Raw genomic sequence first — 24,540 nt, forward strand, 5'->3', positions numbered from 1 at the left:
TTCGTCTGTGTGTCGGTGCGTCTGTGCGTCGCGTCAGATCAGGGCACGTCCCGTCAGGCGCGCCGGGGGACGGACGGCTCCCGGTCGGGGTCGGCCAGCCGCGGTACGCCCGGAGCCCGCGCCACCCGCACGAGCGTCCAGACGCAGCCGGCGGCGACGAGCAGGAGCAGGACACCGACGACGCCGACGGGAACGGGGCCGGCCGCGGCCCAGCGCTCGAGCCCCGCTGCCGTCACCGGTCCCCGCGCAGCGTTCCAGAACCACGCGGTCACGACCCCGAGCCCGTACCAGCCGAGCACGACCGAACCGACGGCGAGCACCGTCGCCAGGACGCCGCGCCCCCGGTCGGTCCGCGGGATGCGACGCCACGCGACGGCGCTCAGCGCGACCAGGCAGACGATCGCGGGGAAGTAGTAGCGGCCCTGCGTCGCCGCGACGAAGGTCGTCGACAGGTACGCGTGCGCGCTCGTCCACGTCTGGCCGGCGATCAGCAGGGCCGGGAAGACGGCCAGGCAGAGCACGACCGGGCGGACCGTCGAGCGGCGGAACGCCCAGACCAGCACGACGCCGAGCGCGACCACGGTCAGGACGGCGGTGAGCACGGCACCGATGCTGACCTGCGCGCCACCGCCGGGGCTGCCCCAGAACGTGCGGGTGATGGTGCCCCAGCTCACGTCGAGGAAGGTCCGGAGCTCCGGACCCTCGCCGGGCGGGAACGGCTTCGGCGGGCGGTACTGCTCGTACCCGTTCGGCTGCAGGTGTCCGGTCGTGACGAGGTTGTGCAGCCACCACCACGCGCCGAGGAGGCCCGAGACGACCATCACGGTCACCGTGCGTCCGACGCGCCGCGCGAGCGGCAGGACGCCCGCGCCGGCGACGAGGACGACCACGGCGACGAACGGGACCGCCGGGAGCCCCGTCCCCTTGCACCAGACCAGCGCGGCCAGCGCGACCGCGGTGCCGACCAGCGTGCGCCGCCGCAGGTCGCCGGTGAGCATCCGGGTCGCGAGCCAGGTGACGACGGCACCCAGGAGCATCACCGGGGCGTCGTTCGTCACCGACGACGCGATCGACGCCAGCTGCGGGGTCGCGAACAGCGCGACGGCGCCGACGAGGGCGGCACGCGGCGACCGGGTGAGCCGGCGGACGGTCGCCCACGCCAGCAGCGGGAGCGCCGCGGTCCATGCGACGTCCACGAGCCGGAGCACCTCGATCGCCCGGTCCCACCGCAGGTCGCCGTAGTGCGCGACCCGCAGCGCCGCGGCACCGACGAGGTACGCGGTGGGCGGGTGCTGGGTCATCTGGTCGACGGTGTCGCTCGTGCCGGGGGCGGTGGCGAGCAGCTCGGTGACGGTCGACCACGTGGGGGCCGGCCCGGCGGCCTGCTCCTGCTGCGCGGCCGTGACGGCGTCGAGGATGCGCAGGTCTCCCGGGGGCGCCCACGCGTTCCCGAGCGCCAGCTGCACCGTGGCGTCGACGTGTGCGCGTTCGTCCGGCGCCTGGAACACGGGGACGACGAGGGCCCAGACGACGAGCCAGAGCGTGAAGGTCACCGTGACGACGGCGACGGCCACGCGTTCCCAGGCGGCGACCGCCGGGTGCGTCGCGCCGCTCGCGGGAGTCACCGTCGCGGCGGTCGGCGTGGGCTCGGGGACTCGTGTCGACGTCACGCTCCAACGGTACCGGGGTGTGCGACGGCTCCGCGCGGGCGGCCCGTGTCAGACGCCGGTCGAGACGCGGTTGCCCTGGGTGTCCGGCCGTGCCGGGTCGGCCGTGGCGTCGACGGCCCGGTCGGCGCGGTCGGGGTGGTAGACCCAGACCTTGTACAGCCAGAACCGGAACGCCGTGCCGAGGGCCAGGCCGATGACGTTGCCCGAGACGTTGTCGGCCAGCGCCGAGGTCAGTCCGAGCACGTAGTGGGAGACGCCCAGGCATCCGAGCGAGATGACCATCCCGCCCAGCGAGACGACGACGAACTCGACGCCCTCGCGGGTGGCGACCGCGCGTCGCTGGTCGCGGAACGTCCAGTAGCGGTTGCCCATCCAGTTCACGAAGATCGCGACCACCGTGGACGCGACCTTGGCCCAGAAGGGACCCGAGTGGACCTCGTCCGGGCTGAGCACCGTGGCGCGCAGCACGTTGAAGATCGTGAAGTCCACGACGAAGCCGACCGCACCGACGACACCGAAGCGCGCCAGTTGTGCAATGAGTCGCCGCACGGTGTCTCCAGGGTCCGTAGAGTTGTCGCTGACCGTGCAGGGCACGGGCCGCGTCGCGCTCGCGAGGGCGCCGGCGGCGAAGACCGAGTCTAGACAGAGCGTGCTCGCCGGACGGTGGGAACGACGGAGGGAACACTCAGCATGGCGTTGCGCGTCGGGGTCGTCGGTGGGGGACAGCTGGCACGGATGATGGTGCCCGCGGCGGTCGAGCTCGGCCTCGACATCCGGGTCCTGGCGGAGGGTCCGGACATGTCGGCGGCCATAGCCGCCACCGCCGAGGGCGACTACCACGACGCCGACACGGTGCTGTCGTTCGCGCGCGAGGTCGACGTCGTCACGTTCGACCACGAGCACGTGCCGCAGGACGTCCTGCGGGCGCTGGAGGACGCCGGCGTCGCCGTGCGCCCGGGTCCCCAGGCGCTGGCGGTCGCCCAGGACAAGATCGAGATGCGGCGACGGCTCAGCGAGCTCGGCGTCCCCGTCCCGGACTGGGCCGCGGTGCACGACGCCGCCGAGCTCGGGCGCTTCCTGGCGGGACACGGGGGACGCGCGGTGGTGAAGACGCCGCGCGGCGGCTACGACGGCAAGGGCGTCCGGGTCGTCACGGACGCCGCCGACGTCGAGGACTGGTTCTCCGCCGTCGCGGAGGCCGCCGGCGAGCAGGCCCTGCTGGTGGAGGAGCTCGTCCCCTTCACCCGCGAGCTCGCGCAGTCCGTCGCCCGACGTCCCTCGGGTGAGGTCGTCGCCTGGCCGCTGGTCGAGACCGTGCAGCGCGACGGCGTGTGCGCCGAGGTCGTGGCCCCCGCGCCGGACAGCGCCGGGCGGCTGGCCGACGCAGCCGAGGACCTGGCCGTCCGGATCGCCGAGGAACTCGGGGTGACCGGCGTCCTCGCCGTGGAGCTGTTCCAGACCCCGGACGAGCGGATCCTGGTGAACGAACTCGCGATGCGTCCGCACAACACGGGTCACTGGACGATCGACGGTGCGACGACGAGTCAGTTCGAGCAGCACCTGCGCGCGGTGCTCGACCTGCCGCTCGGGGCGACGGGCACACACCGGCGGGCCGCGGTCATGATCAACGTGCTCGGCGGCCCCGCCGACGGCGACCTGGCGGCGCGGTACCCGGCCGCCCTCGCCGACCACCCCGAGGCGAAGTTCCACTTCTACGGCAAGGCCCCGCGTCCCGGTCGGAAGATCGGGCACGTGACGGTCATCGGTGACGACGTCGACGACGTCGCCTACCGAGCACGCGCGGCGGCGGCGCACTTCGACGACTGACGTCGTCGTTCGCGGTGTCCGCAGGACGGCGGACACCCGCTCGGGTGCCACCCGATCTGGCGAGTGGTCGGGTGGTCCTCGAAGTGGTGTCCTGGGTGCTCCGTCCGACCGCACCCAGGGAGCCCACCATGCGCCGCCCGCGACGCTCCGCCGACCGCACCTCGACCGTCCTCGGGACCGCCGCCGCGGTCGCCGCGTTCGCGACCCTCGCCGCCGGAGTGCTCACGGCTCCGCCGGCGGTCGCGGCCACCGACGTCCGGACGCTGACCGCGGCCCAGCTGTACGGTGCCGGGCCGTACCGCTCGGACACGAGCGAGGCCGCACGGGCCGCGACCGCGCTCGCCGCGACCGACCCCGCCGGGGCCGCCGCCGCGCGGACGATCGCGACGTACCCGGTGGCGACGTGGCTCGGGGACTGGACGACGGGGTCGACGCTCGACCGGACGATCGACGCGGCCCTCGCCGGGGCTGCGGAGGACGGCACGACACCGGTCTTCGTGACCTACGCGATCCCGCACCGTGACTGTGGCGGCTACTCCGCGGGTGGCTTCGACGAGCCGACCTACACCGCGTGGGTGGACCGGATCGCGACGCGGCTCGCCGGACACCGCGCTGCGGTCGTCGTCGAGCCGGACTCGCTCGCGATGCTCAGCAACAGCGCGTGCGATGCGCGGCTCGGACAGGAGCGCACCAGGATCCTGTCGCGCGAGGTCGACGCCTTCGCCGCGGCCGGCGTCGCGGCGTACCTCGACGCCGGGAACTCCAACTGGGTCCAGCCCACGACGATGGCCGCACGGCTCGACGCCGCCGGGGTGCGGAAGGCCCGTGGGTTCTTCACGAACGTCGCGAACTACTACCCGACCGCCCAGGAACAGGCCTACGCCGAGCAGGTGTCCGCCGCGACCGGTGGGTCGCACTACGTGATCGACACCTCGCGGAACGGGCAGGGCTGGCGGGGGACGTGGTGCAACGGGCCCGGAGCCGGACTCGGCACCACGCCGCGCGTCGTCGGGGACGGCAGTCGGCTGGACGCGCTGCTCTGGGTGAAGACCCCGGGAGCGAGCGACGGCACGTGCGGCGGGGGACCGGCCGCGGGGAAGTGGTGGTCGTCGTTCGCGCAGGGCCTGGTCGCGAACGCACGGCTCGGGACGCCGGTCCCGGCACCCGCACCGACCGCGACGCCGGCGCCCTCCGCGAAGACGACGCCGGCGCCCTCCGCGAAGACGACCCCGAAGCCCTCGCCGAAGCCGAAGGCGGGCCCGGCGCCGAAGGTCCGTCCCACCGCCCACCGGGACCGGGCCACGTCGCCCGCAGCCCGGCAGGTCAGCGTCAGCGGCTGGGCCTTCGACCGTGACGACCCGCGCAGCGCCGTGTCCGTCCGGATCACGGTCGACGGCCGGCTGGTCGCGACGACCGCGGCGAACGGGTCGCGCCCCGACGTCGACCGGGCGTTCGGGGTCGGGACGGCGCACGGGTTCCGCGCGACGGTCGCCGCCGCGAGCGGGAAGCGCACGGTCTGCCTGACCGCCGTCGGGGTCGGCGAGGGCGGCAACACGGACCTGGGCTGCGTCGCGGTCACGGTCCGCTGAACCGCGCCCGAGCGTCCCGCGACGCGGAGCCCGCTGCCCGGTGCGGCAGGATGGCCGCATGTCGAACGCCCTCGTCCGCCGAGCCGTCGGCCGTCTGCGCCGCACCCTGACCGGCATCCGGTCGGTCCCGGACCCCGCTCGCCCACCCGTGGTGGGGTACGTCGTGGCCGGGGCGGACGGTGCCCACCCGGCCTCCGCGCACGTTCGTGTGGTGCGCCGTACCGAGCACCTCGCCGCCAGCGGCGTGGCCGAGGTCCGGCAGGTCGACCCGTCGGCGGTCCTCGACGGCACCGACACGACGGCGTACCGCTCGGTGCTCGTGCAACGCGACGCCCTGCGCTCCGACCTCGTCGAGCCGTTCCTCACGGCCTTGCGGGCCAGGGCCGTCCGCGTCGTCGCCGAGGTGGACGACGACTTCTTCACTGCATCCGGCCGCGACCGGCTGGCACGGGCGGAGTACGACCCGGACCGCCTGGCCTCGATCGACGCCCTGGTCCGCGCCGCGGACACCGTGGTGGTCAGCACCGACGAGCTCGACCGCCTGGTCCGGCCGATCGCCCGGCAGACGGTCGTCGTGCCGAACGCCCTCGACCCCACGCTGTGGACGGTGGCCGCCGACGGGTCCGACCAGGAGACCGACGACGACCGGCCCACGGGGGAGCACCGCGTCCTCTACATGGGCACGCTCACGCACGCCGCGGACCTCGCCCTGCTCCGCGACGTGTTCACCGACCTGGTGGCCGCGGACGGGTTGCCGGTCCGGCTCGAGGTGATCGGCGTCACCGAGGACGCCGACGGCGGCTGGTACCGGCGGATCGAGGTACCGGACGGGCACTACCCGGCGTTCGCCCGCTGGCTCGTGACGCACCGTCGCCGGTGGCGGGCCGGGGTCGCCCCGCTCGAGGACGCGGTCTTCAACCGGGCCAAGAGCGACCTCAAGGCGATCGAGTACACCGCGCTCGACCTGCCCGCGGTGGTGTCGGACCGGCCGTCCTACCGCCTCGCCGGCCAGCACGGTGTCACGACCGTGCCCGACGACCCGGCTGCGTGGCGGGCCGCCGTCGTCGCTGCCGTCGCCCGCGGTCACGCCGATCCCGCCGCCGCCGCGTGGGTGCGCGACGGACGCTTCGTCGGGCGCGACGGCGACGCCTGGCGCGACCTGCTGCTCGGCTAGGCTCGTGCCGTGACCGACACCGCAGCCGCCCAGCCCCTCGTCTCGATCATCATGGGTTCGGACTCGGACTGGCCGACCATGCGGGCCGCCGCCGAGACGCTCGAGCAGCTCGACGTACCGTTCGAGGCGGACGTCGTGTCGGCCCACCGCACCCCCGACAAGATGGTCCGCTACGCCCGCGCCGCCGCCGGACGGGGCATCCGTGTGGTGATCGCCGGTGCCGGCGGGGCAGCGCACCTCCCGGGCATGGTCGCGTCGATGACCACGCTGCCCGTCATCGGCGTGCCGGTGCAGCTGGCCCGGCTCGACGGCCTCGACTCCCTGCTCTCGATCGTCCAGATGCCGGCCGGCATCCCGGTGGCGACCGTGGCGATCAACGGCGCCGCGAACGCCGGCCTGCTGGCCGCCCGCATCATCGGGTCGTCCGAGCCGGTCGTCGCCGAGCGGCTGGCCGCACACGCCCTCGAGCTGGAGCAGCTCGTCGAGGAGAAGGCGACCCGGCTGCGCGACGCGCTCTAGCCCGCACGCCGAGCGGCAGGATCGTCGACGGCGGGTACCGAGGGCGGGCGTCGTCGGCGCGTGCCGTCCACTCAGAGGTCGGCGTGCAGCTGCCAGGTCTCCGTCGCGGCGTCCTGCCAGTCGTACATGCGGGCTCGGTCCGGTCCCGCCACCGCGAGCCGCTCCGCGAGCGTCCGGTCGTTCGTGACCTGGTAGACCGCCTGGGCGAGCCGCTCGGGGTAGGAGTCGCGCGGGTCGCGTGCGACCATCACGCCGGCGTCGGCGGCGACCTCGCGCACGGCGGCGTCGTCGGAGTGCACGACGGGAGTGCCGAAGTGCATCGCCTCGATCACCGGCAGCCCGAAGCCCTCGGCCAGGCTTGGGAAGACGAAGACGGTCGCCCGGTCGTACGCCACCGCGAGGTCGGCGTCCTCGAGGCGCCCCAGCACCAGGAGACGGTCGCGTGCGAGCCCGGCGGACTCCGCGAGCCCGTAGACGTCGATGTCGCCCCAGCCGTCCGGGCCGGCCACCACCAGGGGCACGTCGCTCGGGGCCTCGGGGTGGGCCATCGCACGGATCAGGTACGCCAGGCCCTTGCGGGGCTCGAGGGTCCCGACCGCGAGCACGTAGCGCGGCGGGAGCCCGAGGCGCTCGGCGCGCAGGTCGGCGTCGACCGGCACTGCCAGGCGCGGGCTCGGCGCCCCGCCGATCACCCGGAGGCGGTCGTCGAAGCGTCGGATCGAGTCGAGCTCGGCCGCGACCGCGTGGGTCGGCACCACGACGGCGTCGGCGTGCTTCCACGCCCGGTGCACCATCGCCTTGTGGAAGTGCACGCCGCGGGGTGTCAGGGTCTCCGGATGGGTCCACGGAACGGTGTCGTGCACCGTGACGACGACCTGTCGGCCGGGTTCCGTGCCGCGGTCGTGCTTGACGAGCGGCGCGAGGACGCTCGGAGCGTGGACCAGGCCCTCGGATGCGGAGCCGACGAGACCGGCCTGCCAGGCGAGGGACAACTCCCGACGTCCGAGCGGCAACCGGTGCAGGGTGCTCAGGCCCGGGAGGAGCGTGTCGAGCCGCTCGAGCTCGGCACGGGAGCAGGCGGACACCATGCCCTCGACGTCGCAGCCGGCCGGGGCGGTGGCGATCAGCTGTCGGGTGAGTTCCTCCGCGTAGCGGCCGATGCCGCCGGGGACCGGTGCGATCACCTGGTCCAGGATCACGCGGAGCGTCGTCATGGCGGGCTGGTTCCTTCCGTCCGTCACGGCCCGTCGAGCGGTCCGTGGCGCCCCGACCCTACCAGGGCGCTCCCGGGAGCACGGGCGCCGTGACACCGCTCGGTCCGCGAGGACACGGCCGTTATGCTCGACCGGTGCCCCGCTCCCTCCGTATCGCGATCGTCGGGCCCACGCACCCGTACTCCGGCGGCATCGCGACCCACACGACCTCGCTCGCGCACCGGCTCCGTGCCGCCGGACACGACGTCCGGCTGCTGTCCTGGAAGGCGCAGTACCCCGCGTTCCTGCGGTCCGGCACGACGCGTGTACCGGAGTCCGAACCCGAGGTGCGACCCTTCGACCGCAGTTCCGCGAAGCTCGCCTGGTACGACCCGACCTCGTGGTTCCGCGCGGGGTGGTCCGTCCGTCGCGCCGACGTGGTGCTCGTCACCGCGGTGACGCCGTACCACGCGGTCCCGTACGCGGTGCTGCGTCTCGCCGCTGGGCGGCGTGCACGCGGTGTCGTCCTCGCGCACAACGTGCTGCCGCACGAGCACGGCCGGTTCGACGAGGCCCTGATCCGGCTGCTCTACCGGCAGTACGGCGCGGTCCTCGTGCACAGCGACGAGCAGGCCGCGATCGCCCGCCGCATCCTCGGTCCGGACAGCCCCGTGGAGGTCCGGGTCACGAGGCTCCCGCTGGCCGACCTGCTCCTCGGCGCCCCCGGCGAGGCGCCGCACCCGGTGCCGTCGGGCACGCCGGGGGACCCGGTCACGGTCGGCTTCTTCGGCATGGTCCGCCGCTACAAGGGCGTCGACCAGCTCATCGAGGCTGCGTCGCGGGTGCCCGGCATCCGTGTCGTCGTCCGCGGCGAGTTCTGGCAGCCCGTCGAGGAGTACCGCGAGCAGGTCCGGTCCCTCGGGGTCGAGGACCGCGTGGAGATCGTCGACGGCTACGTCGCGATGTCCGACATGGCCCGCACGATCACCGACTTCGACGTCGTCGCGCTCCCGTACCGCACCGCGTCGTCGACGATCAACGTCGCGCTGGCGCACCGGTTCGGCGTCCCCGCGCTCGTCTCGGACGCCGGCACGCTCCCGCTGGACGTCCGCGACGGCGTCGACGGCCTGGTGGTACCCGCGGACGACGTCCCGGCGCTCACCGACGCGTTGCGCCGGCTCGTCGAGCCCGGCGCGCTCGCGCGGCTGCGTGACGGGGTGGACGCCGCCGGTGCGGACCGGCGCTGGCGCGAGTACACGGACACCGTCGCCGCCTTCGCGCGCGACTGACCGCCGCCGCGCGAGGAACGGCCGGCGCGGTCGGACCGGGGTGACCCGTGACGGACGGGAGGCGCGGTGCCAGCCGGCACCGCGCCTCCCGTCACTCGCGTGTCGGTCCGGCGGTCGTCAGCCTCGCCCCGCACGTCGGCGTCCGACCGCCGCAGCGACCCCGGCGAGGCCGAAGTCGGCCACGGCGTAGAGCAGCCGGGACAGGATCGCGGCGGTCGCCGCGACGCCCGCCGTGGTGACGGAGGCGAGGACGAGCGCGATGACGACCTCGCGGACCCCGAGGCCGGCGGGGAAGGGGATGAGGAGCACGCCGAGCGCGAAGGCCAGCGCGAAGCCGGCCACCGCCGGTACGAAGCTCCGTGCCGGGTCGACCCCCAGTCCGATGAGCACGAGCCAGAGCTGCACGCCGCCGAAGAGCCAGTTCGTCACCTGCAGGCCGGAGCTGGACCCCGCGACCCGCCACCCGTACCGGAACGGTGCGTCCGGGCGACGCAGCACGCGCAGGGCCAGCCGCACGCCGAACCGCATCACCGGCGGCGTCAGGCAGACCAGGAAGGCGATCCCGACGATCGGCAGCCACCAGTAGTCCTGCAGCAGGCGGACGTCGATGAAGGGGAGCAGGACGGCACCGACCCCGAGTCCCGTGGCGATCGAGACGAGCATCGCGATGAGGCTCAGGACGATCGACGAGGACTTCGCGAGGCCGACCTCCCCGGCCATCTGCGCCTGTGCTGCGATCGGCCAGACCGACCCGGGCAGGTACTTGCCGAGCTGACTGACGAAGAAGACCCGGGCACCGCGGAGCACCGGCAGCCGGACGCCGAAGGCCGGCCAGACCACGATCCAGGACAGCATCGAGACCACGAGCGCGGCGACCACCGACACGAGGGCGAGGACGAGCAACCAGGGGTTCATCGAGGCGACCGCGTCGGACACCTCGTCCCACTGGCCGGCCACGTACAGCGCGCCCGCGACGACCACGGCGACCATGAACGCGATCTTGATCCCGTTCACCGCCCACCGACGCCAGCGTGGGCGTTCGGCGGGCGGTGCGACCTGCGGGGCCGTCACCGGGCGAGCGCTCCGGCCTGCACGGCGGCGGCCAGCGCCTCGCGCCAGTCGCGCATCGGCGCGAGCCCGGCGCGCGACCAGCCCTCGTGCCCGAGGACGCTGTACGCCGGACGCGGGGCGGGGCGCACGAACGCCGCACTGTCGGTCGGGAGCACGCGCTCCGGGTCGAGCCCGGACTCGGCGAAGATCGCCCTGGTGAAGTCGTACCAGGAGGCCTGGCCCGCGTTCGTGCCGTGGTAGGTGCCTGCCGGGGCGTCCGCGTCGACGAGCTCGACGATGCGTGCCGCCAGCTCACCGGTCCAGGTGGGCTGGCCGACCTGGTCGGTGACGACGGACACGGTGTCGTGGCTCGCCGCCAGACGGAGCATCGTCGCCGCGAAGTTCGGACCGTGCGCACCGTAGATCCACGCGGTACGCACGACGTAGGACGAGTCGGGGGCGATCCGGCGCACCGCTGCCTCGCCGGCGGCCTTCGTGCGGCCGTATGCGTTGATCGGGTCGGTGGGGGCGTCCTCGGCGTAGGGCGCGGTGCCGTTGCCGTCGAAGACGTAGTCCGTCGAGATCGTCACGAGCTTCGCACCGTGCCGGACCGCGGCCTCGGCGAGCAGTGCCGGCCCGGTCGCGTTCACGGCGGCGGCCTCGTCCTCGTGGGTCTCGGCGTCGTCGACCTTCGTGTACGCCGCCGAGTTGACGACCACGTCGTGCCCGGCGACCGCGGCGTCGACCGCGTCGGGATCGGTGATGTCGAGGTCGGCGCGTCCGAGCGCGGTGACGTCACGGTCCCGCAGCGCGAGCTGCAGGTCGCGACCGAGCATGCCGGCGGCGCCGGTGATCAGGAAGCGGCTCATGCGAGTGCCGCGCGCTCCTTCAGCGGCTCCCACCAGGCGCGGTTGTCCCGGTACCACTGCACGACGTCGGCCAGGCCCTGTTCGAACGGCACCTGCGGCTCGTAGCCGAGCTCGGCGCGGATCTTCGAGATGTCGACCGAGTAGCGCAGGTCGTGGCCGAGGCGGTCCTGCACGTGCTCGACGGAGGACCAGTCCTTGCCGGTCGCGTCGAGGAGCAGCTGCGTGAGCTCCTTGTTCGTCAGCTCGGTGCCGCCACCGATGTTGTAGATCTCGCCCGCGCGGCCCTTCGTGAGCACGAGCGCGATGCCGCGGGTGTGGTCGTCGACGTGCAGCCAGTCGCGGATGTTGTTGCCCTCGCCGTACAGCGGCACGGTCTTGCCGTCGATGAGGTTCGTGACGAAGAGGGGGATGACCTTCTCGGGGAAGTGGTACGGCCCGTAGTTGTTCGAGCAGCGCGTGATCGAGAGGTTCAGCCCGTGCGTGCGGTGGTAGCTGCGGGCGAGCAGGTCGCTGCCGGCCTTCGACGCCGAGTACGGCGAGTTCGGCTCGAGGGGGCGCTCCTCGTCCCACGAGCCCTCGCTGATCGAGCCGTAGACCTCGTCGGTGGACACGTGCACGAAGCGCTCGGTGCCGTGGCGGAGCGCGGCGTCGAGCAGGCGCTGCGTGCCGACGACGTTCGTCTCGACGAAGATGCCGGAGTCGCGGACCGAGCGGTCGACGTGGGACTCGGCGGCGAAGTGCACGATCGCGTCGATGCCGGGGACGACCTCGTCGAGCTTCTCGGCGTCGCGGATGTCGCCCTGGACGAAGGTGTAGCGCGGGGAGTCGGCGACCGGGGCGAGGTTCTCGAGGTTGCCGGAGTAGGTCAGTGCGTCGTAGACCACGACCTCGGCGCCCTCGAGGCCGGGGTAGGCGTCCTCGAGCGTGCGGCGGACGAAGTTCGAGCCGATGAAGCCGGCTCCTCCGGTGACGAGGATCTTCACGTGTTGGTTCCTTCCGGGGGCGCCGCTCGGCGCGTGGTGGTGGCGGCTTCGGACGGCCACCATTGTAGGGGGAGCGATCGATCCGGTCGGTCCTGCCGGGCGCGCGGCAGGTCCACGACCGGCGTCGCAGCGCGGTCAGGCGTCGATCGTGCTGCGGTCCGGCGCGGTCGTCGACGTCCCGCCGGCGCGCACGAGCTGCCGGACCGCGAGGAACGACCAGAGTCCCACCACGACGGTGACGACGAGGAGCGCGATGATGCCGGACTGCCCGATCGGGGTGAGGTTCGCGAGGAGGCCCAGACCGTGGAAGGTCGCCTGCAGGTGTGAGTCCTCGTAGAAGCCGCGGTACGCGACGCTGAGCCCGTAGAGACCGACGACTGCGAACGCCCACCGGAAGACCGTGCCGAAGCGGGCCCGGTCGGCCGGTGCGGAGAGCAGGTTCCGCCAGGCGATCGCGGCGACGGTCACGAGGGCCACGAGCGAGGTGAAGAGGTACCGACCCTGCACCCCGGCGATGACCTGCGTGTCGTCGTAGGAGCGGAAGTTGTCCTGCACCTGGATCACGAGGGTCAGTGCGGGCAGCACCGCCATCACGATCGCGACGCCCCGGTGGGGGCTCCGACGGAACGCCCACCCGATGACCACCACGAGCGACAGCACGGTGAGCGTGTCCGTCAGGATCGGGGTCATCGAGTACTGCAGGGCACCGAACTGGCCCCAGAACGACGTGCTGAGCCGATCCCACACCGTGTTGATGAACACCCCGAAGTCGGCGCTGGTCTGGTCGCCCCACGGCTTGACCTCGCGGAGGTCTCCGGCGCCCTTCGGCTGCACGGTCTGGAACAGCACGAGGTTCCGGATCCACCACCAGCTGCCGAGGAGCGCGACGATCGCACCCGCGACCGCGGTCCGGACGAGCCGGGCGCGGACGGACAGCACACCGTGTCCGGCCACGATCAGCGCGACCGCCACGAAGGGCACGGTCGGGAGGCCGGTGCCCTTGACCGAGCAGACGGCGGCGACGGCGAGCGCGAGCCAGACGACCGTGCGCCAGCGGTGGTCGCCGGTCATCGTCCGTGCGACCAGCCAGGTGATCACCCCGCCGAGCACGATCACCGGGGCGTCGTTCGTGACGGCGGAACCGATCTGCGCGAGCTGGGGCACCGCGAAGAGCGCGACGGCACCGACGACGGCCGTGCGCGGGGACCGCGTGACCCGCCGGACCGTGCTCCACACGAGGAACGGCATCGGGAGCACGAGGAGCACGTCGAAGAGCCGCAGCACCATCACACCGACGTCCCACCGGTGGTGGAAGAACCCGGCGACCTTGAGCACGAGCGCGGCCACCGCGTAGTAGGTCGGCGGGTGCTGCGACATCTGGTTCGGGTAGTCGTGCGAGCCGGGGTTCTGGGCGACCAGCTCGGCGACGGTCTGACGGTCCGCTGCGGACACCGTCATCGTCTGTTGCTGTTCGGCGTAGGTGACCGCGAGGAGGTCCATCTCGCCCGGATCCGGCCAGCCGTTGCCGATCGCGATCTGCTCGGCGGCGTCGAAGTGCGCCGCCTCGTCCGGGGCGGCGAACATCGGCGTGACGAACGCCCAGAGCGTCAGCAGCAGCGCGAACGCAGCAGTGAGGGCGATGACGGCGGTGCGCTCGGCGCGGGAGACCGGTGGCCCGTCCCTGTACGGGTCGTGGTCGGACATCAGTCGCCGTACCGCTGCAACTTCTGCAGGTCGAGCTGTTCCTCGGTGAGCGTCCGGTTGAGTCTCGTGAGGTCGGCGACCACGCCGATCACCATCGACAGCACCGCGGTGATGAGCAGGACGACACCGAGGATGATCGACTGGAGGTGGTTCCCGCCGGTGTCCGTGGCGAGGAGCACGAGGTACCGGACGAGCGGCCAGAGCCCCAGCACCCCGAGCACGGCGGCGACCCAGAGGAACAGCGCCATCGGGCGGTACATCAGGTAGACGCGGGCGATGGCCGAGCCGGACTGGAACATGTGCTGCCAGATGTTCTTGAAGAGGCGCGACTCGCGGGTCTTCGGGTTCGTCGTGATCGGGATGCTCGCGATCGCCAGGCGCTTGTAGCCGGCCTGCACGATGGTCTCCATGCAGTAGCTGAAGCGCGTGACGATGTTGAGCCGGATGAGCGAGTACTTCGAGTACGCGCGGAAGCCGCTCGCAGCGTCCGGCAGGTCGAGCCCGGCCGCGCGGGAGGCGACCCAGGAACCGAACTGCTGCATGGCCTTCTTGAAGCCCGAGAAGTGTTCGATGGTGCGCGTCTGCCGGTCGCCGATGACGATGTCGGCCTGTCCGTGGACGATCGGCTGCACGAGCTCGGCGATCTGTGCCTGCGGGTACTGGTTGTCACCGTCGGTGTTCACGACGATGTCCGCGCCGTGCAGGAGCGCGTAGTCGACGCCGTCGCGGAACGACCGGGCGAGGCCCATGTTCGTGGTGTGCCGGACGAAGTGCCGGACTCCGTGGGCCTTCGCGACCTCGACCGTGCGGTCGGAGCTGCCGTCGTCGATGACCAGGATCTCGATCTCGTCGATGCCCTCGATCTCGCGCGGGATCGAGTCGATGACGGAGGCGAGGGTGTGCTCCTCGTTGAGGCAGGGGATCTGGACGAATAGTTTCACGGGCGCTGCTGTCGTCTCGTCTCGGGGCGGGAATGCGGTGCGCGCCGTCTGCTCGACGCGCCTGTCGACTGCGACAGCCTAGCGGTGCACGGGCCGGCGCTGGTCCGCCGGGCCGGGGTGGGGGGGCACGGGAACGCTGTGCGAGACTGCCGTGCGTGCGACGCCTCCGAACCGACCCTGCGACCTGGGTGTGCCTGGTGGCCGCGCTGTTCGCCGCCGCCGCGTCCCTGGTCTGCGCCTGGAGCCAGGCGCCGCTGAACTCCGGTGACGAGGCGGCACACCTCGACTACGCCGTCGACGTGTGGCACGGGCACCTGCCGTACTTCTACGACGGCCTGACGATCAAGCCGCCGTTCGGAGCGCTCCCGCCCGTGCAGTGGGTGTCGCAGCACCCGCCGTTCTTCTACCTCGTCCTCGCGCCCGTCGTCGGTCCGCTCTGGGACGCCGGGCACCCGTACGCGTCGGTGCTCGCCGGTCGGTCGGCGAACGCCGCCTTCGCCGCGGCCACGGTGCTCGCCGTCGGATGGGCCACGCGCCGGGTCGTCCCGCGCCGCCCGGAGGTCGCCGCGGTCGCCGCGGTGATCGTGTCCCTGACCGGCATGTTCCTCCTCGTCGGCGGGGCGATCTACAACGACCTGCCGAACATGGCGCTCGCCGCCCTGGCGGTCGGCATCGGCGCGCGCGCCCTGCGCTCGGGGCTCTCCGCTCGGCTCGTGGTGGCCGCGACGGTGGTGACGACGCTGGGGATGCTCACCAGACTCACCTTCGTCGTGTTCGTCCTCGCGGTGGTCGTCGCCTTCCTGCTGGCGCGCTGGCGTCGCTCGGGGTTCTGGACCGACTGGCGCGGGCACGTCGTCGCGGTCGTGGCCGTCGTCGCCGCACCCGTCGCGGCGTCGACCTGGTTCTGGCTCCGCAACATCCGGCTCATGGGAACGATCGTCGGCAACGACGTCGCCTGGGGCGAGGAGCACCTCGGCCGGGTCCAGCTGACGCCCACCCAGGTCGTGACGAACGACCAGTGGTGGAAGAGCCTGTTCGCGCTGTACAAGGGCCACCTGCCCGGCAACGTCGACTGGACCTACTCGCTGCTGGTCGTGCCGCTCGTGCTCGGGCTGCTCGTCGGCCTCTTCGTCGCGGCACGCACCGCTGTCCGTCGGGTGCGGCGCGCTCGGGGTCCGGTCGCGCCCGGGACCGGCGCGCACCGCGCGGCTCGCCCGACGACGGGTGACGGCCGGTCCGGCGCGGTCCGTCCGCGCGAGGAGGTCGTCGCAGACCTGCTCGTGGCCGCGATGCTCGTCGGCCTGACCGCCGCCGTCCTGGTCGGACAGGTCCGCTTCTCGACCACCGGCGGCGCCCCGAACGTCCGGTACTCGTTGGCGGTCCTGCCGATGCTCGCCGTCCCGATGGCGATCGGGCTGACCGGACTCGGACGACTGGTGTCGACCGTGGTGGTCGTCGTGTGGATGCAGGTGACGGGCTACATCTGGTTCCAGATCCAGGACCTGCAGGACCCGGCGTTCGGGGTCGAGCGGACGCTCGAGGTGTCCCGGCTGACGTTCGTGGTCGCGCTCGTCTGCTTCGCCGCGATGCTCGTCGGGGTGTGCGCCCTGCTGCTCCGCCGGGACGGAGTGCCCGTGCGTCAGGAGCGGACCGTGACGGGCCAGGACCAGCAGGCACCCGAGCCCGAGCCCGAGGCCGAGCCCGAGGCCGAGCCCGAGCCCGAGGCCGAGCCCGAGCCCGAGGCCGAGCCGGAGCCGGAGCCGGAGCCGGAGCCCGAGGCCGAGCCGGAGCCGGAGCCGGAGCCCGAGGGTGCACCAGGTCCGGAGCGCGCTGCGCCACTCCGGGACACCCTCGCCCGTCGGTAGCGAGCAGGTTGCTAGGCTGCCCCGGTGCAGATCCGCGAACTGAAGATCCCCGGTGCGTGGGAGTTCACGCCCGTCCAGCACGGCGACGCACGAGGAGCATTCCTCGAGGCGTACCGGGCCGACGTCCTCGAGGAGACGGTGGGCCACCCGCTCGACCTCCGCCAGGTGAACATGTCGATCTCGTCCGCCGGCGTCGCCCGGGGCATCCACTACGCCCTCGTCGCGCCGAGCCAGGCGAAGTACGTCACCGCCGTCCGCGGTGCGTTCATCGACTACATCGTCGACATCCGGGTCGGGTCGCCCACGTTCGGCCAGTGGGACAGCGTGCGCATCGACGACGTCGACCGCAGGGCCGTGTACCTCTCCGAGGGCCTCGGCCACGCGATCGTCGCGCTCGAGGACCGTTCCACCGTGAACTACCTCGTCAGCGCCCACTACGACCCGCAGCGCGAGAAGGGGATCACGATCCTCGACCCGACCGTCGGGCTCGAGCTGCCGGAGGGCCTCGGCGAGCCGGTGCTGTCCGAGAAGGACACCACCGCACCGACGCTCGAGCAGGCCGCGGAGCAGGGACTCCTGCCGACCTACGAGGAAGCGCTCGCGTACACCGAGTCGCTCCGCACGAAGAAGTAAGGGAGACGACCCGATGAAGGGCATCATCCTCGCCGGTGGTTCCGGCACCCGCCTGTGGCCGATCACCAAGGGCATCAGCAAGCAGCTCATGCCGATCTACGACAAGCCGATGGTCTACTACCCGCTGTCGACGCTCATGATGGCGGGCATCCGCGAGGTCCTCGTCATCACGACGCCCGAGTACAACGAGCAGTTCAAGGCGCTGCTCGGCGACGGGTCGAGCCTCGGCATGGACATCCAGTACGCGGTGCAGCCGAGCCCGGACGGTCTCGCGCAGGCCTTCGTCATCGGCGAGGACTTCATCGGCGACGACAGCGTCGCGCTCGTCCTCGGCGACAACATCTTCCACGGCACCGGCCTCGGCACGAACCTCCGGAAGAACACCGAGGTCGACGGCGCGACGATCTTCGCCTACCACGTGGCCGACCCGACCGCGTACGGCGTGGTCGAGTTCGACGACGACTTCACGGCTGTCTCCATCGAGGAGAAGCCCGCTCAGCCGAAGTCGAACTACGCCGTTCCCGGTCTCTACTTCTACGACAACAAGGTCATCGAGATCGCGAAGACCATCGAGCCGAGCGCCCGCGGCGAGCTCGAGATCTCGACGGTCAACGAACGCTACCTCGAGGCGGGGGAGCTCGGCGTCCAGGTCCTCGACCGCGGCACCGCCTGGCTCGACACCGGCACGTTCGAGTCGATGATGCAGGCGTCCGAGTACGTCAAGGTCATCGAGGACCGACAGGGGTTCAAGATCGGCTGCATCGAGGAGATCGCCTGGCGCAACGGCTGGATCGACGACGCGCAGCTCGCCGACCTCGCCGCCCCGCTCGTCAAGGGCGGCTACGGCGTCTACCTGCAGCGACTCCTCGCCGCCTGACCCACGGTGTTCGGCAGACGCCGCCGTCGCGATGCGGCGCCCTCCGGCCCCGGCCTGGAGGCGCGCCCCGCGTCCGCCTCGGCGGCGTCCGTCGTCCGGGTGGCCGGGTGGGACGGCGTGCTGCCGCACCTGGACAGGCCCGTCACCGTGGTCGTCACGACCCGGTCCGACCGGCACGCCGACGTCGCACGGCTCGTCGCGACCGCCCGCGAGGCGTTCGGTACGGACGCGGACGTCCGTGCGGTGTCCTTCGTCGCGGACGCCTCACCACGGGACCCGTTCGACCCCACGCTGCCGTGGGTCGGCTCGGAGCACGTCGACGGCCTCGGTTCGGCGGTGAACGCCGGGGTCGCTGCCGGCGTCGGACGGACGCTCGTGCTCGTCGACACCTCGGTGGTGCTCGATGCCGAGTCCCTCCGGGCCCTCGCGGCGGCCGCGGTCGAGCTGGACGTTCCGGTGCAGGCCCGCGTGGGCACGCGCGCCGGTGCCGTGCGGAACGGTGCCCGGCTCCTCCGTCCCGGTGCCCTGCCGTGGTCCGACGACCGGACCGACCCCGCTGACGACCGCGTCCTCGGCGCCGACCAGCCGGTGGTCTCGATGCCGCAGCGTGCGGTGGTGCCGGCCCCGTGCCTCCCGGACGAGCGCACGTCGTTGACGGCCTGGACGCTCGCGGGTGCCGATGCGGTGGCGTCGACGGCGCGCCTGTGTGACGTCGGGGCGGTCGTGCGGACCGTCGAGCCCGGTCGCACCGTGGACGCCGCGGTGGTGGACGTCGTCGCCTCGTGGCGGGACCGCGCCGGCGGGCGTGATCCGGTCGCCGCCGGAGCGCCGCTGCCGCCGTGGGGCGCGCGACCGGTGACGCCGATCGTCCGGCAGCGCGACGAGGGCGACGACCGCTCGTCGTGGTCGCTGAAGATCGCCGCGCCCGCCGGGCCCGACGGCGACGGCTGGGGCGACGTGCACTTCGCCGACGAGCTCGCGGCGGCGCTCGTCCGGCTCGGCCAGCGCGTCCGGGTCGACCGCCGTGATGCCCACGTGCGCCCCGACGACGACGAGGACGACGTCACGCTCGTCGTGCGCGGCCTCGACCGGGTGCCGCCGAACCCGGCAACCGTGAACCTGCTCTGGGTGATCAGCCACCCGGACGACGTGACCGACACCGAGTTGCGATCGTTCGACGCCGTCTTCGCGGCCGGTCCGGTCTGGGCCGCGAGCGCTGCTCGACGCTCGGGCGTGCCGGTGCGGACGCTGTTGCAGGCCACCGACCCGACGGTGTTCCACCCCCTGTCGACGGCAGGGGCGGCGCCGAGCACGGACGCCGGGCGCGTGGTGTTCGTCGGCTCGACCCGCGGGGCCGAGCGGGCCGTCGTGCGTGACGCCGTCGCCGTCGGGGCCGACCTCGTCGTGCACGGTCCCGGATGGGACGCACTCGTGCCCGCGACCGCGCTCGGGTCGGTCTCGCTCCCACGGGCCGACGTCGCACGCGCGTACGCGTCCGCACGGGTCGTCCTCAACGACCACTGGCCGGACATGGCGGCGGGGGGCTTCGTGTCGAACCGGGTGTTCGACGTGCTCGCCGCCGGGGGAGTCGTCGTCACCGACGAGGTCGCCGGGCTGCAGGACGTGCTCGACGTCCCGACGCTCGCGGTCGCACGGTCGCGGGACGACCTCGCGGCGCTGCTCGACCCGTCCCGCCCCTGGCCGACGGCGGCGGAGCGTGCTGCGATCGCGACGCGCATCGCCGCCGAGCACTCGTTCGACGCGCGTGCCCGCGTGCTGCTCGACGCCGCCCGCGCCGAGCGCGCACGCCTGCGGCACTGACCCGCCCCGACCACCGCGGCGCCGGCTGCGCGTCGAACCACGAACACGACGTGCAACCAGGCGCCGGCGCTGGTTCGACGTCGCAAGCCTGGTTCGACGCCGACGCCGACGCCGACGCCGACGCCGACGCCGACGCCGACGCGACGCGACGCGGGGCCCGTCGTCGCTACTTGCGCGTCACCCAGCGGGCGCGGGCCGAGAGCCCCGCCCGCAGCGCCACACGGAGCGGCCACAGCCACCACGCCCGGTACTTCCGCGAGAGGTACCGGTAGGCGCTCCGGTGGTGTTCGACCTCCATCCGGCGGCGGTTCGACGACGTCGAGTGCGCCCCGGTGTGCACGACCACGGCGGTCGGCACGTACACGTTCGCCCGTCCGGCGCGGCCCACGCGCTGCCCGAGGTCGACGTCCTCGAAGTACATGAAGTACGACTCGTCGAAGCCGCCGAGCTGCCGGAACAGGTCGGTGCGGATGAGGAAGCACGCGCCGGAGAGCCAACCGGCCTCGCGCTCGACGACCTCGGTGGTCGACCAGTACCGCTGGCTCCAGGGGTTCGCCGGCCAGAACCGCGAGAACGCCGCGTGCCCGAGCCCGGTACGCAGCGAGGGCAGCTGGCGCGCGGACGGGTAGGTCTCGCCCTGCTCGTCGAGGATCCTGGGGCCGAAGGACCCACCGGTCGGCAGCCGGTCGGCGGCAGCGACGAGTTCGTCGACCGAGCCCGGCGCGAGCACCACGTCGGGGTTCGTCACGAGCAGGTACTCGGGTTGCACGTCGGGCAGCACGTCGTCCAGCGCCGCGAGCGCGGCGTCGATGCCCCCGCCGTACCCGCGGTTGCCGCCGGAGGACACCACGACGGCGCCGTACGACTCGCCGATCGCCCGCAGCGCGTCGAGGTCGGTGGACCCGTTGTCCGCGACGACGACCGCGAGCGGCGACGTCGAGGCGTGCACCGTGCTCTCGAGGAAGGGCCGGATCGTCTCGCCGGTGTTGTAGGTCACCGTGAGGACGGCGACGCGGGGCGCGCTCACCGGGCGACCTCGCGGTACGCGGCGGCGTGCACGGCCGCGGTGGCGTCCCACGTGAAGGAGGCGGCACGGTCGAGCGCGGCGGTCCGGTGGGCTGCGACGCGGTCGGGCTCGTCGAGGAGGGCGGCCATCGCGCTCGCGAGCGACTCGGCATCCGGCTCGGTGTAGACCGCGGCGTCCCCGCCGACCTCGGGCAGCGAGAGCCGGCGGGTCGTGAGCACGCACGCGCCGGTCGCCATCGCCTCGACCACGGGGAGCCCGAAGCCCTCGCCGAGGGACGGGTAGACGACGAACCGCGCTCCGCCCAGGAACCCGGCGAGGTCCTCGAGCGGCAGGTAGCCGGCCTCGACGACGTGGTCGTCGTCCTGCAGGGCGTCGAGGCGCTCCGTGGCCGACGTGTCCCAGCCGCGGGCGCCGGACAGCACCAGCCACGGGGTCGACGAACCGGTGGTGGCGCGGGCTGCTCGGACGGCGGCGTGGGCGTCGAGGAGCGCGGTCACGTTCTTGCGCGGCTCGATCGTGCCGAGGAAGGCGATCCACTCGGCGTCGTCGGGCAGCCCGGCGGCGATGCGGGCGTCCTCGACCTCGGCGACGGAGGGCTCGTGGAAGCGCGCTCGGTCGACCCCGAGCGGTGCCACCCGGACGTCCGCCCGGATGCCCGCGACGACACGGGCTGCCTCGGTCGCGGTGGCCGCACTCGGGACGAGGACCACGGGACGGGAGCGGAGGGACCGTCGGCTCCACCACGTGAAGAACGTGCGCTTCAGCCGCGAGTGCCACTCCGGGTTCGAGAAGAACGTGGCGTCGTGCAGCGTGACGACGGACCCGCGACGCCAGCCGAACGGGAACGTGTAGTGCGGTGAGTGCAGCACGGACGCCCCGAGGCGTCGCCCGAGTGCCGGGAGGCCGGTCTGCTCCCAGAGGAAGCGCAGCGGCACCGAGTCGGTCCACGCCGGCGCCCGGTGGACGGTGACGTCCGGTGCGATCGCGGCGAAGTGCTCCGCGTGCCCGGGCCGCACCACGAGGTGCACGTCGAGGCCGGCGTCGGCGGCGGCGAGGTGCGACACGACACCCTCGACGTAGCGTCCGACACCGCCGAGGTCGCGCGGTACCGCGGTCCCGTCGACGAGGACGGTGGTCTGCGGCACGCGGGGGTCCTTCCGTGCGGGGGCGCCGCGGCCGGGACCGTCGACGGGGGAGTGTCCAGGATAGCCCGGCGCGCTCATGCGCCCGGGCCTCCGGCTCCGCCGGGTCGGTCGGTGCGCACCGCGCGCCGGGGCACGGATGCCGCACGCGTCTCACGGCGCCGGCGGGCGAGGTGCGAGGGGAGGTGTCCCGCGACGTCGGCCAGCGCTGCCAGGACGAGTCGCGCCTCCCGACCGGCCCCCGGCCGTGCCGCCACGCGGACCACGCGCGCCGCGGTGCGGACGCCGGCCCGCAGGACCGTCCGCCACGGCGCGTGCCAGAGCGCGACGACGAGCCGGTTGCGGGCGTTGCGGAAGACGAACAGGTCGCTCTGCACGCCGGACGAGGCCGAGTGGTCGTGCACGACGACGGCGTCGGCGTACTCGATGCGCCATCCGCGGCGTCGGAGGCGCCAGGCGAGCTCGGTGTCCTCGTAGTACATGAAGAGGGACTCGTCGAGCAGACCGACGTCGTCGAGCGCGGACCGGCGGAGCGCGGACGCACCGCCGGAGAACCCGAACACGTCGACGGCCGCGGCACGGTCAGCGGGCGCGAACCAGTCGCGGTCCATGCCGTTGCCGTCGCGGTCGACGAGCACACCGGTGGAGTTCAGCCGCACCTCGCCGTCCGGCGCGGGGGTCCACACGTGGCCGGCGTGGTCCCGCAGCACGCGATGGTCGGGAGCCGGGGCGGTGCCGGCCGGGAGGCGCGTCCAGCGTCCGGCGAGCACGATGCGGCCCGTCACCGCGGCGACCTCGGGCCGCGCCGCGACCAGGTGGTCTCGGAGCGTCGCGACGAAGCCCGGTGCAGGCTCGGCGTCGTTGTTGAGGAGCACCACGACGTCGGCGTCGGTGGCGCGGACACCGGCGTTCGCCCCGGCGGCGAAGCCGCCGTTCTCCGGGCGTGCGAGGACGACGGCACCGGGCAGGTCGCGACGCAGCACCGCGACGGAGTCGTCGGACGAGCCGTTGTCGACCACGACGACCTCGTCCGCGGCACCGTCGTCGAGCACGGCGCGCGCGGCACGCGTGGTGAGGTCCGCGCGGTTCCAGTTCACGACGACGACCGCCGTGCGGAGGCCGTCGGGGCCCGGGGTCAGTCGAGCTCCTCGATCGAGGGCTTCGCGTAGACGGTGCCGACGGCGTCGCCGAACGAGGGGACCTCGAACGAGTCGCACTCCGGCAGGTCGTGCAGGTGCCGTCCGGCCGAGTCCATCATCGAGACGTTGATGAAGTACTTGCCGGTGCCGAAGTTCGTGTCGGCGATGCGGAGGCGGAGCTTCCGGCGGCCGTGCAACGGCTCGAGGTGGATCCCCATGATGCCGGTGGTGGTGCCGTAGACGACCTGGCCGGCGGTGTTGTTGATCTGCACCGCGGCTTCCCAGTCCGAGACGCCGTCCAGGTGCTCGAACTCCATCTCCACGACGAGGTCGTCGCCCGGTGTGACCCCGTCGCGCTGGCCCTTGCCGTCGGCGTGCACGGTCGCGCCGACGACGGTGCCACGCCCCACGGCCACGTCGGCGCTGAGCTCACCGGACCGACGCTCCTCGAGCACGTCGCGGAACATGCTGACCGCGGCGATCGGGTCGCCGTCGTGCAGCACCTTGCCCTTGTTGAGCAGGACCACGCGGTCGCACATCTCCTGCACCTGGCTGAGCGAGTGCGTGACGATGATGATCGTCTTGCCCTGCTCCTGGAACGAGCGGATGCGGTCGAGGCACTTGCGCTGGAACGCCTCGTCGCCGACGGCCAGGACCTCGTCGACGAGCAGCACGTCCGGGTCGGTGTGCACGGCCACGGCGAAGGCGAGTCGCACGTACATGCCGGACGAGTAGAACTTCACCTGGGTGTCGATGAAGTCCCCGATCCCCGAGAACGCCAGGATGTCGTCGAAGCGCTCCTCGGTCTCCGCGCGGCTCAGTCCGAGCAGGCTGGCGTTGAGGAACACGTTCTCACGGCCGGAGAGGTCGGGGTGGAAGCCGGCGCCGAGCTCGAGCAGCGCGGCGAGACGCCCACGGCGGGACACGGTGCCGGAGGTCGGCTGGATGATACCCCCGATCGCCTTGAGGAGCGTCGACTTGCCGGAACCGTTCTGCCCGATCAGGCCGACGGTCGAGCCCGCCTTGATCGTCGTCGTGACGCCGTCCAGCGCCCAGAAGTCCTGCCGGTGCTTGCGTCCCGCTCGACCGAGCGTGACGATCCGTTCCCGGATGGTGTTGTCCTTGCGGACCGTGAAGCGCTTGCGCACCTGGTCGATGACGATGACGTCGGGGCGCTCGGTCCCGGTCGTGGGGGTCGACGGGGTGACGGGGGTGCTGATGGCCATGG

Annotated in this window: 21 protein-coding genes; 9 read left to right on the plus strand and 12 right to left on the minus strand. The window is 73.0% G+C overall.

What is annotated here, in order from left to right:
• Window positions 1-53: 53 nt before the first annotated feature.
• Window positions 54-1,670 (minus strand): DUF2142 domain-containing protein, encoded by a 1,617-nt coding sequence (locus tag Cus16_RS08745; protein ID WP_069712235.1) that lies wholly within the window; start codon window positions 1,668-1,670, stop codon window positions 54-56.
• A gap of 48 nt (window positions 1,671-1,718) precedes the next feature.
• Window positions 1,719-2,219 (minus strand): GtrA family protein, encoded by a 501-nt coding sequence (locus Cus16_RS08750; protein WP_069712236.1) that lies wholly within the window; start codon window positions 2,217-2,219, stop codon window positions 1,719-1,721.
• A gap of 141 nt (window positions 2,220-2,360) precedes the next feature.
• Between Cus16_RS08750 and Cus16_RS08755 the strand changes: the two genes are divergently transcribed.
• The 4 genes from Cus16_RS08755 (at window position 2,361) to purE (ending at window position 6,779) form a co-directional block, all read left to right on the plus strand.
• Window positions 2,361-3,497: a 5-(carboxyamino)imidazole ribonucleotide synthase gene (locus Cus16_RS08755; RefSeq protein ID WP_069712237.1), complete on the plus strand. Its 1,137-nt coding sequence runs from the start codon at window positions 2,361-2,363 to the stop codon at window positions 3,495-3,497.
• Between the two features lie 128 nt (window positions 3,498-3,625).
• Complete coding sequence (locus Cus16_RS08760; RefSeq protein WP_069712238.1) at window positions 3,626-5,086, plus strand: glycoside hydrolase family 6 protein; 1,461 nt, start codon at window positions 3,626-3,628, stop codon at window positions 5,084-5,086.
• 58 nt (window positions 5,087-5,144) lie between these two features.
• Window positions 5,145-6,260: a hypothetical protein gene (locus Cus16_RS08765; RefSeq protein ID WP_069712239.1), complete on the plus strand. Its 1,116-nt coding sequence runs from the start codon at window positions 5,145-5,147 to the stop codon at window positions 6,258-6,260.
• Window positions 6,261-6,269: 9 nt separating this feature from the next.
• Window positions 6,270-6,779: a 5-(carboxyamino)imidazole ribonucleotide mutase gene (gene purE, locus Cus16_RS08770; protein ID WP_223246565.1), complete on the plus strand. Its 510-nt coding sequence runs from the start codon at window positions 6,270-6,272 to the stop codon at window positions 6,777-6,779.
• Window positions 6,780-6,850: 71 nt separating this feature from the next.
• Here the strand turns inward: purE and Cus16_RS08775 are convergent, their stop codons facing one another.
• Window positions 6,851-7,993: a glycosyltransferase family 4 protein gene (locus Cus16_RS08775; protein WP_069712240.1), complete on the minus strand. Its 1,143-nt coding sequence runs from the start codon at window positions 7,991-7,993 to the stop codon at window positions 6,851-6,853.
• Window positions 7,994-8,127: 134 nt separating this feature from the next.
• On the opposite strand from Cus16_RS08775, the gene Cus16_RS08780 reads away from it, so the two are divergent.
• Window positions 8,128-9,261 (plus strand): glycosyltransferase family 4 protein, encoded by a 1,134-nt coding sequence (locus Cus16_RS08780; RefSeq protein ID WP_069712241.1) that lies wholly within the window; start codon window positions 8,128-8,130, stop codon window positions 9,259-9,261.
• 117 nt (window positions 9,262-9,378) lie between these two features.
• On the opposite strand, the gene Cus16_RS08785 is transcribed toward Cus16_RS08780, so the two are convergent.
• From Cus16_RS08785 to Cus16_RS08805, 5 genes are all read right to left on the minus strand, one after another.
• Window positions 9,379-10,275, minus strand: a complete 897-nt coding sequence (locus Cus16_RS08785) for a lysylphosphatidylglycerol synthase domain-containing protein (RefSeq protein WP_141718888.1) — start codon at window positions 10,273-10,275, stop codon at window positions 9,379-9,381.
• A gap of 53 nt (window positions 10,276-10,328) precedes the next feature.
• Entirely contained in the window at window positions 10,329-11,180 is an 852-nt protein-coding gene (gene rfbD / locus Cus16_RS08790; RefSeq protein ID WP_069712243.1) for a dTDP-4-dehydrorhamnose reductase, read from the minus strand.
• Entirely contained in the window at window positions 11,177-12,163 is a 987-nt protein-coding gene (rfbB, locus tag Cus16_RS08795) for a dTDP-glucose 4,6-dehydratase (protein WP_069712244.1), read from the minus strand. The genes rfbD and rfbB overlap by 4 nt, the downstream gene beginning before the upstream one ends.
• Before the next feature lie 135 nt (window positions 12,164-12,298).
• Window positions 12,299-13,867, minus strand: a complete 1,569-nt coding sequence (locus tag Cus16_RS08800; RefSeq protein WP_069712245.1) for a DUF2142 domain-containing protein — start codon at window positions 13,865-13,867, stop codon at window positions 12,299-12,301.
• The gene (locus tag Cus16_RS08805; protein ID WP_069712246.1) at window positions 13,867-14,808 is read right to left on the minus strand and encodes a glycosyltransferase family 2 protein; all 942 of its coding nucleotides are present in this window, start codon (window positions 14,806-14,808) and stop codon (window positions 13,867-13,869) included. Before Cus16_RS08805 ends, Cus16_RS08800 begins: the two co-directional genes overlap by 1 nt.
• A 155-nt stretch (window positions 14,809-14,963) precedes the next feature.
• On the opposite strand from Cus16_RS08805, the gene Cus16_RS08810 reads away from it, so the two are divergent.
• The 4 genes from Cus16_RS08810 to Cus16_RS08825 all read left to right on the plus strand — a co-directional run bounded on the left by Cus16_RS08810 (window position 14,964) and on the right by Cus16_RS08825 (window position 20,004).
• Window positions 14,964-16,673 carry a glycosyltransferase family 39 protein gene (locus tag Cus16_RS08810; RefSeq protein WP_189319562.1) on the plus strand — a complete coding sequence of 570 codons (1,710 nt, stop codon included), beginning with the start codon at window positions 14,964-14,966 and terminating at the stop codon, window positions 16,671-16,673.
• A 24-nt stretch (window positions 16,674-16,697) separates the two neighbouring features.
• Window positions 16,698-17,306, plus strand: coding sequence for a dTDP-4-dehydrorhamnose 3,5-epimerase family protein (locus Cus16_RS08815; protein WP_069712248.1), 609 nt, complete (start codon window positions 16,698-16,700; stop codon window positions 17,304-17,306).
• A 13-nt stretch (window positions 17,307-17,319) separates the two neighbouring features.
• Entirely contained in the window at window positions 17,320-18,183 is an 864-nt protein-coding gene (gene rfbA, locus Cus16_RS08820; RefSeq protein ID WP_069712249.1) for a glucose-1-phosphate thymidylyltransferase RfbA, read from the plus strand.
• A gap of 99 nt (window positions 18,184-18,282) precedes the next feature.
• On the plus strand, window positions 18,283-20,004 hold the full coding sequence (locus Cus16_RS08825) for a glycosyltransferase (protein ID WP_069712250.1): 1,722 nt from the start codon (window positions 18,283-18,285) through the stop codon (window positions 20,002-20,004).
• Window positions 20,005-20,170: 166 nt separating this feature from the next.
• Here the strand turns inward: Cus16_RS08825 and Cus16_RS08830 are convergent, their stop codons facing one another.
• From Cus16_RS08830 to Cus16_RS08845, 4 genes are all read right to left on the minus strand, one after another.
• A complete protein-coding gene (locus Cus16_RS08830) occupies window positions 20,171-21,031 on the minus strand; it encodes a glycosyltransferase family 2 protein (RefSeq protein WP_069712251.1) in 861 nt (286 codons plus the stop codon).
• Window positions 21,028-22,176 carry a glycosyltransferase family 4 protein gene (locus Cus16_RS08835; protein ID WP_069712252.1) on the minus strand — a complete coding sequence of 383 codons (1,149 nt, stop codon included), beginning with the start codon at window positions 22,174-22,176 and terminating at the stop codon, window positions 21,028-21,030. The genes Cus16_RS08830 and Cus16_RS08835 overlap by 4 nt, the downstream gene beginning before the upstream one ends.
• A gap of 74 nt (window positions 22,177-22,250) precedes the next feature.
• A complete protein-coding gene (locus Cus16_RS08840; protein WP_083263841.1) occupies window positions 22,251-23,390 on the minus strand; it encodes a glycosyltransferase in 1,140 nt (379 codons plus the stop codon).
• The gene (locus Cus16_RS08845) at window positions 23,309-24,538 is read right to left on the minus strand and encodes an ABC transporter ATP-binding protein (protein WP_069712254.1); all 1,230 of its coding nucleotides are present in this window, start codon (window positions 24,536-24,538) and stop codon (window positions 23,309-23,311) included. Before Cus16_RS08845 ends, Cus16_RS08840 begins: the two co-directional genes overlap by 82 nt.
• Between the last annotated feature and the right edge of the window lie 2 nt (window positions 24,539-24,540).

The organism is Curtobacterium sp. ER1/6 (assembly GCF_001742745.1).
GTDB lineage: Bacteria > Actinomycetota > Actinomycetes > Actinomycetales > Microbacteriaceae > Curtobacterium > Curtobacterium citri.

Bases quoted from the DNA above. Each gene is read 5' to 3' on its own strand.
- Cus16_RS08755 (WP_069712237.1), top strand. From the start codon at position 2,361: ATGGCGTTGCGCGTCGGGGTCGTCGGTGGGGGACAGCTGGCACGGATG.
- Cus16_RS08760 (WP_069712238.1), top strand. From the start codon at position 3,626: ATGCGCCGCCCGCGACGCTCCGCCGACCGCACCTCGACCGTCCTCGGG.
- Cus16_RS08765 (WP_069712239.1), top strand. From the start codon at position 5,145: ATGTCGAACGCCCTCGTCCGCCGAGCCGTCGGCCGTCTGCGCCGCACC.
- Cus16_RS08775 (WP_069712240.1), bottom strand. From the start codon at position 7,993: ATGACGACGCTCCGCGTGATCCTGGACCAGGTGATCGCACCGGTCCCC.
- rfbD (WP_069712243.1), bottom strand. From the start codon at position 11,180: ATGAGCCGCTTCCTGATCACCGGCGCCGCCGGCATGCTCGGTCGCGAC.
- Cus16_RS08800 (WP_069712245.1), bottom strand. From the start codon at position 13,867: ATGTCCGACCACGACCCGTACAGGGACGGGCCACCGGTCTCCCGCGCC.
- rfbA (WP_069712249.1), top strand. From the start codon at position 17,320: ATGAAGGGCATCATCCTCGCCGGTGGTTCCGGCACCCGCCTGTGGCCG.
- Cus16_RS08845 (WP_069712254.1), bottom strand. From the start codon at position 24,538: ATGGCCATCAGCACCCCCGTCACCCCGTCGACCCCCACGACCGGGACC.